Genomic DNA, 1,915 nt, shown 5'->3' on the forward strand with positions numbered 1-1,915 from the left:
GTTCGGTATCGGCTGGACACCCTGCATCGGCCCCACCCTCGCCTCCGTGCTCGCCCTCTCCTCCGACCAGGGCAGCGCCGGACGCGGTGCCGTCCTGACCATCGCGTACTGTCTGGGCCTGGGCGTGCCCTTCGTGCTCGCCGCGGTCGCCTTCCGCAAGGCCCTTGGAGCCTTCGGCTGGATCAAGCGCCACTACGTCTGGGTGATGCGGGTCGGCGGCACCATGATGATCGTGACCGGTCTGCTGCTGCTGACCGGCGCGTGGGACCGCATCGTGCAGGAGATGCAGGTCTGGTCCGACGGCTTCACTGTGGGGATCTGATCGATGAGCAAGACCACCGCCTCCGACCCGGCCCCCTCCGCCGCCGAGGACCCGGAGCTGGGTGACGCCGGCTCCCAGCTGTCCACCGCCCCCAAGGAGGACGCGCCCCACCTGCCCGCCCTGGGCGTCATCGGCTGGGCCCGCTGGTTCTGGCGGCAGCTGACCTCCATGCGGGTCGCCCTGCTGCTGCTCCTGCTGCTCTCCCTCGGCGCGATCCCCGGCTCGCTCATCCCGCAGTCCGGCAGCGACGAGACGAAGGTCGCCGACTTCCGCAAGGCCCACCCGACCCTCGGGGACGTCTACGACAAGATCGGCATGTTCCACGTCTACAGCTCGGTGTGGTTCTCCGCGATCTACATCCTGCTGTTCGTCTCGCTCATCGGCTGCATCGTGCCCCGCACCTGGCAGTTCGTCGGCCAGCTGCGCGGCCTGCCGCCCGGCGCGCCCCGGCGGCTGAACCGGCTGCCGGCCCACACCACCTGGCGCACCACGGCCGAACCCGAGCAGGTCCACCGGGCCGCCCTGACCCTGCTGAAGAAGCGCCGCTTCCGCACCCACCTCACCGGGGACGCCGTCGCCGCCGAGAAGGGCTACCTGCGCGAGACGGGCAACCTCGCCTTCCACATCGCCCTCATCGTGATGCTGACCGCCTTCGCCTGGGGCCAGCTGTACAAGTCCGAGGGCAACAAGCTGGTCGTCGAGGGCGACGGCTTCTCCAACACCCTCACCCAGTACGACGACTTCAAGTCCGGCAACCTCTTCACGTCGGACGACCTGGTGCCGTTCAGCTTCAACCTGAAGAAGTTCACCGGCACCTACGAGCGCACCGGCCCCAACAAGGGCACCCCGCGCGTCTACAAGGCCGGCATCACCTACAGCACGGGCGCCTACGGCAAGGACGAGAACGACACCGTCGAGGTGAACCACCCGCTGGAGATCGGTGACTCCAAGGTCTACCTCGTCAGCCACGGCTACGCCCCCGTCGTCACCGTCCGCGACGCCGAGGGCAAGGTCGTCTTCGACGACGCCGTCCCGCTGCTGCCGCTGGACGCCAACGTCACCTCCTCCGGTGTCGTCAAGGTCCTCGACGGCTACCGCAACTCCAAGGGCGAGAAGGAGCAGCTAGGCTTCAACGCGTTCTTCGTGCCGACCTTCGGCGGCCATGCCAGCGGCACGATGCTGTCGCAGTTCCCCGCGCTGGACAATCCGCTGCTCGCGCTGTCCGCCTACCACGGCGACCTCGGGGCCGACTCGGGCATCCCGCAGAGCGTGTACCAGATGGACCGCACCAACATGAAGGAGTTCAAGGACTCGAAGGGCAAGCTGTTCAAGAAGCTGCTGAAGCCCGGCGAGACCATGAAGCTCCCGAACGGCGCCGGTTCGGTCACCTTCGGCAAGGACATCAAGGAGTGGGCCGGCTTCCAGGTCGTCCAGCAGCCCGGCAGCGGCTGGGCCCTCGCCGGTGCCCTCGCCGCGATCGGCGGCCTCGCCGCCTCCCTGTTCATCCAGCGCCGCCGCGTCTGGGTGCGCGCGGTCAAGGGCGCCGACGGCGTCACCGTCGTCGAGATGGCCGGCCTCGGCCGCAGCGAGTCC

The 1,915-nt window shown here is 68.9% G+C and carries 2 protein-coding genes; both read left to right on the plus strand.

All coding sequences use genetic code 11. The features are described from left to right. Window positions 1-322 (plus strand): cytochrome c biogenesis protein CcdA (locus ABZ281_RS47755; RefSeq protein ID WP_356664932.1); only part of this gene is annotated, 322 nt, incomplete at its 5' end. Between the two features lie 3 nt (window positions 323-325). Continuing rightward, window positions 326-1,915 (plus strand): cytochrome c biogenesis protein ResB (locus ABZ281_RS47760; protein ID WP_356664934.1); only part of this gene is annotated, 1,590 nt, incomplete at its 3' end.

Source organism: Streptomyces sp. NPDC006265 (genome assembly GCF_040613555.1).
GTDB lineage: Bacteria > Actinomycetota > Actinomycetes > Streptomycetales > Streptomycetaceae > Streptomyces.